The 6,622-nt window shown below is 36.5% G+C and carries 11 protein-coding genes and 1 pseudogene; 5 read left to right on the top strand and 7 right to left on the bottom strand.

Annotated elements, in window-relative coordinates; genetic code table 11:
• The 6 genes and pseudogenes from BN202_RS01260 to BN202_RS01235 form a co-directional block, all read right to left on the bottom strand.
• A pseudogene (locus BN202_RS01260) lies at positions 1-201 on the bottom strand (ERF family protein); the annotation flags it as partial.
• A gap of 74 nt (positions 202-275) precedes the next feature.
• Entirely contained in the window at positions 276-818 is a 543-nt protein-coding gene (locus BN202_RS01255) for a hypothetical protein (RefSeq protein WP_019218702.1), read from the bottom strand.
• Between the two features lie 66 nt (positions 819-884).
• Entirely contained in the window at positions 885-1,247 is a 363-nt protein-coding gene (locus BN202_RS01250) for a hypothetical protein (protein WP_019218701.1), read from the bottom strand.
• Between the two features lie 15 nt (positions 1,248-1,262).
• Positions 1,263-2,006 carry an antA/AntB antirepressor family protein gene (locus BN202_RS01245; RefSeq protein WP_019218700.1) on the bottom strand — a complete coding sequence of 248 codons (744 nt, stop codon included), beginning with the start codon at positions 2,004-2,006 and terminating at the stop codon, positions 1,263-1,265.
• A 68-nt stretch (positions 2,007-2,074) separates the two neighbouring features.
• A complete protein-coding gene (locus BN202_RS01240) occupies positions 2,075-2,449 on the bottom strand; it encodes a hypothetical protein (protein ID WP_019218699.1) in 375 nt (124 codons plus the stop codon).
• Positions 2,450-2,659: 210 nt separating this feature from the next.
• A complete protein-coding gene (locus BN202_RS01235; protein WP_019218698.1) occupies positions 2,660-2,959 on the bottom strand; it encodes a helix-turn-helix domain-containing protein in 300 nt (99 codons plus the stop codon).
• A 91-nt stretch (positions 2,960-3,050) separates the two neighbouring features.
• Between BN202_RS01235 and BN202_RS01230 the strand changes: the two genes are divergently transcribed.
• Together BN202_RS01230 and BN202_RS01225 are read left to right on the top strand one after the other, a co-directional pair.
• Positions 3,051-3,368, top strand: a complete 318-nt coding sequence (locus BN202_RS01230) for a helix-turn-helix domain-containing protein (protein ID WP_019218697.1) — start codon at positions 3,051-3,053, stop codon at positions 3,366-3,368.
• Positions 3,352-3,708 (top strand): hypothetical protein, encoded by a 357-nt coding sequence (locus tag BN202_RS01225; RefSeq protein ID WP_019218696.1) that lies wholly within the window; start codon positions 3,352-3,354, stop codon positions 3,706-3,708. The genes BN202_RS01230 and BN202_RS01225 overlap by 17 nt, the downstream gene beginning before the upstream one ends.
• 72 nt (positions 3,709-3,780) lie before the next feature.
• On the opposite strand, the gene BN202_RS01220 is transcribed toward BN202_RS01225, so the two are convergent.
• Positions 3,781-4,377 (bottom strand): hypothetical protein, encoded by a 597-nt coding sequence (locus BN202_RS01220; protein ID WP_019218695.1) that lies wholly within the window; start codon positions 4,375-4,377, stop codon positions 3,781-3,783.
• Positions 4,378-4,447: 70 nt separating this feature from the next.
• On the opposite strand from BN202_RS01220, the gene BN202_RS01215 reads away from it, so the two are divergent.
• Genes BN202_RS01215 through BN202_RS09875 form a run of 3 tightly spaced genes read left to right on the top strand, consistent with a single transcriptional unit; the run spans position 4,448 to position 6,402 of the window.
• Positions 4,448-4,918: a crossover junction endodeoxyribonuclease RuvC gene (locus BN202_RS01215; RefSeq protein WP_019218694.1), complete on the top strand. Its 471-nt coding sequence runs from the start codon at positions 4,448-4,450 to the stop codon at positions 4,916-4,918.
• Complete coding sequence (locus BN202_RS01210; protein WP_019218693.1) at positions 4,908-6,038, top strand: DUF1376 domain-containing protein; 1,131 nt, start codon at positions 4,908-4,910, stop codon at positions 6,036-6,038. Before BN202_RS01215 ends, BN202_RS01210 begins: the two co-directional genes overlap by 11 nt.
• Positions 6,022-6,402: a hypothetical protein gene (locus BN202_RS09875; protein ID WP_019218692.1), complete on the top strand. Its 381-nt coding sequence runs from the start codon at positions 6,022-6,024 to the stop codon at positions 6,400-6,402. Before BN202_RS01210 ends, BN202_RS09875 begins: the two co-directional genes overlap by 17 nt.
• Positions 6,403-6,622: the final 220 nt, after the last annotated feature.

Raw genomic sequence — 6,622 nt, 5'->3', positions numbered from 1 at the left:
AGCGGAAAGATCAGAGACGAAGCTTTGATAATTTTGTCGTTCTATTTCCTTTTCTCGTAATGCGATCAGGCGCTCTAAGCGGTCCATATCGACGTCATTTTCTAAAGCTCTTGTTAAAATGCGATCCATAGCTGTTTGTTTGACTTCGCAAGTGTTTGTTTTTTCCACTAATTCCGTTTGTGTGGTAGTTCGTTCATTCATCTTGATTTCCTCCATTTAAAGCGTAACTCCCCCGTGGCGTGAATCACGCATGTGTTGAAAGTTGTTTGGTTTGGTTAGAAACGTTCTACGTAGTCCACTAAGTGTTCACTTCTAGGGACCATTAGAGTTTTTCCACGAATTTCAAAATTACCAGAAATATTTACTTGATTGTAAACATATGCGTCGTCTAGAATTCTAATATCTCCAAAAATGCGTGCGTTATCACATATAACAGCCTTGCCATAAACACGGGCATTGCCATAAACAAAACCAAAAACTCGAGCTTTGTCGTAAACCAGTGCATTATCAAAAATCTGCGCATTATATTCAACACTAGCCTCTCCACAAACCTTCGCATTGCCGTAAACACACGCATTATCTGTAATTATTGCTCTTTCAAATATCTGTGCATTACCAAAAACTTTAGCATCATGACTAACTTTAGCTTCATACCAAATCCAACAGTCTCCTTCATGACTCAGGTTTTCTTCTTTTTCTACAAAGCCGCCTAGGTCACCTTTTTTAACATTTCTAAAGTCTCGTAATGCGCGAATGCGATAAACCTTACGCAAATAAATTTCATCTATTTCATCAGTAAGTTCGTATTTCTTTTGCACGGTTTATTTCCTTTAAGTTAGAGTATTCCTTTGTCGCTCTTGAAAAGAACGGCATTGGTTTGGTTGTTAAATTTTTATATCTTGAGGAATTCTTGTTCTGTCTCGAATGTGGGCATTCCCATAAACATGGGAAAAATTATAAACCTTAGCATTTTCATAAACTTTTGCATGATCAGAAACCACGGCATGACCATAAACCATGGCATCACCATAAACCTTAGCATTGCCAAAAACATATCCACTGTCAAAGGGGCCATCCGCACCAGCTACCCAGCAATCTCCCTCATGAGATAGGTTACCTTCATGTTCTATAAAGCCGCCAAGATCACCTTTCTTGACGTTTCCAAAGTCTTTTAAAGCACGAATGCGGCGAAGTGTGCGTCCGTCAACTTCTTCCATTTCATCAGTAAGTTCGTATTTCTTTTTCATTGTTGTATTCCTTAATTAATGCATGCTTTGTCTTTTAAGCTCTTGAGACAGCACACCAATTCCTTTTGTGGTAATTTTTGCGCAAGGAATGACTTTTTCTATTCCACTAGCGGTTTGAAGTGTGATCGTTGGACAGTCCATCAGTTGCTTTTGGATTTTGTCTTGATAAGGGAGCAAATTCCCACCTGCTGCACGTCTGAAAATCCAACCTTTTTGCTGTAAAAACTGAATGAATTGTTTTGGTTGCATCTCGAGTATTTTCGCGGCTTCAGTAAGACCAAAGAGCCCATCATGGCGCTGTAAACTTTCAAGTGCCATGGCTTTTGGTGTTAAATCTTCAATAATGCTGTCTTTTTGATCTATTTGACCTTGCAAATAATTCAAAAATCCAATCATAGCTTTTGGACTTGAATAATCGATTTGTGGTGTTACTGCTTGCTTTGCACGCCGTTCACATTCTATAAAATACTCTCTGGCTTCATGCCCTTTGTCATTACGCTCTATCATGGAAAGGTGTTTAGCCATATCTAATGTGAGGTAGTATTCTATGCTTGGGCGCCCACCTTGGGGTTTTACTAAATTTTTAGTAAAACTTATAAAGTCTTGATTTTCTCGAAAATTACATTCTTTAATACGGTTAACAATCCAGTCATTAAAGCGGGCTTTTACTTCTAAAAAAGCATGCAATTCACGAGCGTTGACCGTTTGAACAGTTTCGTGTTTGATTGTGTTGTGCTGGATAGCAATAGGCTTTTCCATTACGGACCTCATATTGATAGGGGATTGATCAATGAAAGGGGGCGCTTTTTCAAACGCCCTTAAGAAATTTAAAGCACATCACTAAGACGCAAACGGTTCTGCTCTTCATAAGTACCGTAGACTTCATCATTATATTTTTCTTTTGCCCAATCAGATAAAAGGTCATGGTAAGCAACACTTTCACGTACAAAGTCATGAACATTACTCTCCTCATGGAGACGTTCGATATTTTCTTCTACATATGCTTCTGCAATCTCTTCAGAGATATCTTCACAACTGTTCTCAGAAGGATTTATACGAAAGATCTGGATGGCATCATCTACTTCATCAATAATGCTTAGAATTTGGCTTGCATCAAGCGGTCCAGACTCTGCAATGTTTTGATCATCATCGTAGGCAACTAATAAAATTTCATTGGAATTAATAAGAATTGGCTTTTCCATAATTTCTCCTCCCTTAACGCCTCTTGGCAATTGTTTGTGCGTGGTTTATGAGGCAGTTATACCGTAATGGTAATATAATGTCAATACCAAAAAGGTATTTTTATATTTTATAGTTGGGAGAGAGCAAGATAATGGATAAAAATCTATTGATTAATGCAAAAATATTAGCGTTTTGGAAAAAATTAACAGAGGAGGAAAAAAAGAAATTTATTATTTCTTTTCTTGATAAAATGAAAAAAGAAGATCAAGAAGTTTAACTTTGTTATCATAGCTTAGATGTTCGAGCATATTCTCTATTTGTTCATCTAAGCTATTTGTTTCCTGTTCTGAAAACATTAATTGTTTAGGAGTAACGGATAAGTGAGGCGCTAAACGTACAGCCCATTCTTTTGTTAATTTTCGATGTCCATTTTCTAAACGAAAAATCTGTGGCTGGCTAGTACCTGCTAATTCCGCTAATTTTTTGGCACTTAAGCCCATTTTTTCTCTGAAAAATTTCAAATTATTCATGATTCTTATCCTATTAAAAAAAATTATCTTTCAAATACCAATATGGTAAAAATATCTTGCACTGAAATTGCCAATATGGTATTTATTGTGAATGTTTAAGCTAAAATCATATTTATTGAAGAATAATATTACTTACGCTGAGTTTGCCGCTTCTGTAGGTGTTACACAGACATCAATAGCGCGTTATATAAATAAAAAGAGGTTTCCTCAGCCTAGAATAATAAAGAAAATAGCAAAGATTACGGATAATTACGTAAGTCCTAGTGACTGGTACCAAGAAAATTTTACTACTGTAATACAAAAAAAAGCAACGCTCTCAACGCCTTCTTTTGTCAACGGTTTCAGTTTGAGTGAAAAGTCGTGCGAACAAAATAAGATGGTACAACCTCAATATGAAGAAAGGAAATAAAGATGGATTCCAGTTGGGCGACGATTATTGTGTTTTTTATAGTCAATGTAATCATGTTTTTTCTGGCTTTTATGTCTTTCGTAAAAAAATACAAAACTTATCTTATACTTTTCATATTTTAGAAGATTCAACAAAAGAAATGCATTTTCCAGATGGCAGCACAATTGTTTTTAGCGATTCTGATTGGGATTTTTCTCTTGATGAAAATGATAATTTAATAGCTAAAAGTGCTTTAGGACCATCATTGTCTATAAAGGCATATAGTAATGCGCACGGTTTCAAAAAACATTTCATAGATAGTTTACAGAAATACACACAATCTGCGCATTTAGTGCAATGAGATAAGATAGAAAACCGCTTATAAGAGAAAGTAGTGAATTTGATTATTTTTAGTTCCAATGAAATTGGAATATTAGTCATCACAAAAGGAACCAAGATAAAAATGAGGTTTAAGTGTTTTGGTCGGATAATTTGGAGAAGTGTGTTCTACAATGATATTAATGGGTTGTATTTCAGATGGGTTATGCATTTTAAAAATGAGTAAAAATGTCAGTTCGCTTTCACTCTCAATACTAAATAAATTATACCATTCATTTTGGATTGGGTTGAGTTTAGGGGTTATCAAGTTGACGTGTTTTTTTTGCGTTTTAATGAAAATATTTTCTTTTTGTTTATGCAGTTCTAGGCCGGATTTAGGATATGAAACATGAGCAAATTCAAAGGGACTTTTTTTATCTATCCATATATAATTCAATCTAATCATTTGTTTTGTAGGATTATAGAAGGTTACGTGTAAATGAACCAATGGTTCTGCGAGTATCTTAAATTCTCGTTTCTTTGATGGAATAACATTATCACTTCTTGGTTGAGAAATAGATTTAAGTTCCAATTTTGGTCCTAGTTTTCGTTCTTCCTGTTCTTTGTATTTAGTATAAATTGAAAAAATTGTATGTGCGAAATTAATAAGAATAGAAGAAATAGAAAACAATTTAGAGACTACTTGAGACATTTTCCCCCTCATTTCGAAAATAATTATCGCTGAACGATTTTGTAAAAATAATTTTTAATGGAACATTAAAATGACTAACACGATTCTCTGTCTTGATCTAGGCACTAAGACTGGCTGGGCTATATGCGGTGCTGATGGTCACATAACAAGCGATACAGAACATTTTCAATCACGTCGTTTGGAAGGCGGTGGTATGCGTTACTTACGCTTTAAGGGGTGGCTTACAGAGATAAAGCCGACAGCAAATGAAATTGACGCGGTGTATTTTGAAGAAGTACGCCGGCATGTGGGTACTGATGCAGCGCATATTTACGGTGGCTTTCTAGCAATTTTAACGGCTTGGTGTGAACATCATCAGATACCGTATGAAGGCATTCCAGTTGATACGATTAAGAAAGCGACAACGGGGAAGGGTAATGCTTCAAAAGGAGAAATGATTAAAGCGGTGTGTGCAAAAGGGCACGCGCCTAAAGATGACAACGAAGCAGATGCTTTGGCAATTTTATATTTAAAGAAAGAAGGGGGCACACATGTCCAATAAAATACCATGGACAAGGCTTTTTGCTGATAAATGGATTCTTGATCTCACTTATTTGTCTTCTATTGAAGGCAATATATATATGAGATTACGGTTGCAAATGCTTCACACTGGTAAGCCTCTTTTAAATAACATTAAGGTTTGGGCTAATTATACTGGTTACTCAGTAAAAACATTTGTCAAAGCATTAGACGTTTTACAGAGCACTGGTCATATTATTCGTTTAGCAGATGGTCGTTTATGGAATCTAGATGTTGAAGCAGAATTAAATGATAGCGTGGGAAAATCAGAAGCGGCATCAAAAGCTGTTAGTGCTAGATGGAAAAAGTCTAAAGAAAAAAACGTAAAGTGTAATACGGAATCTATACAACATAAATACGGAAATGATACGGATTCTATACGGAATGAATACGAAAGCGATACGGAAACGATACCATATAACATTAACAATAACATATATAATAAAAAAACTAATACTATCGTATTAGCAAAAAAAGAAATTGGTTCTGAAAATTTAGAAACAAACGAACAGGTTGACGAACCAATCGAGGGTGATACCCTCCAAAGCCAATCAGAACAAATCGAAGCGGTAGAAACTAAACAACCTCCCATTCACGAGCAAGAAAACATTTCCCAAACAGCAAAACAAGCGAAAGCTAATCGGGGGTGTCGATTGCCTGCGGATTTTAAACCCGATTACGATTTTGCACTCACAGAGGGCTTGCCACCAGAGCGGATCAAAGTCGAAATCGCAAAGTTTCGGGACTACTGGCGTTCAAAAGCCGGTGCAAATGCAACCAAAATCGATTGGCAAGCAACATGGCGTAACTGGGTGAGAAATTCAAAAAAATACGAAATGAGTGACAATGGTGGAAACAATGGAAACTTTTCAAAAGATCAAAAAACTCGTGGTGGTACCGGAGAGGCAATCCGTAACCTTATCCGTGACGCAGGATTTAGTAACGCCACTTCAAGACATTGCACGACAGATGACGCAATACGTCACAAGGGAGTATCCATGGACCTTGATCAGTGGCGTGAAATTGACACCAGCTCTAGAGGAACAAGCTTTCACAACCTATCAGACAGTCCAAAACTTACTTACCTTGAAAGCGTCTGTTGAAGACATTGCAGAGGCTCTTGATGTGCTTGAAGGTGGCTTGACAATGCAAAAAGTTTCCAATGCACAAGCACGTGCAAAGGCTTATATCGCAGCTCTTAACGGCATTTCACTCTGGGCTTTATTGCAAGCTGTTAAAAATCTTATACGTGGAGAAGCCAAAGGCATGTCAACAACCTTTGTCCCTTCATGTGCTGATCTTGTGCAGTATTGTCGTGATTTAGAAAACGGGCTTTTGGGAGTGGTTGAGAAAGTTTTTATAGCCATTGAAAATACTCGCAACAAGGCATTGGGTGGTAAACGCATTTCATTCACGAGAATAGGCAAGCCCGATGAAAAGCATGATAACAATTCAAAAGCGGCTTAAAACAGCAAAATAGTGAAAAGTGCTGATGGTTTTGAGATTGGATATGCGTTTAAATCGACAAAAATGTACCTTACAAAGCGATTTAAAGATTTTATGATGAAAGTAACATCTGTAATATAAAACGCTCTGTACAGTCAAATTTGAGTCAAATAACCCTATTGGCAAATTTAAGGATTAAGACATGCAAATTTTACAACGCCTGTTCTTAACACAACGTAAA

This window comes from Bartonella florencae, from assembly GCF_000312525.1.
GTDB lineage: Bacteria > Pseudomonadota > Alphaproteobacteria > Rhizobiales > Rhizobiaceae > Bartonella > Bartonella florencae.
Note: the sequence above shows the minus strand (reverse complement) of the source record. Positions and strands in the feature narration are given on the sequence as shown.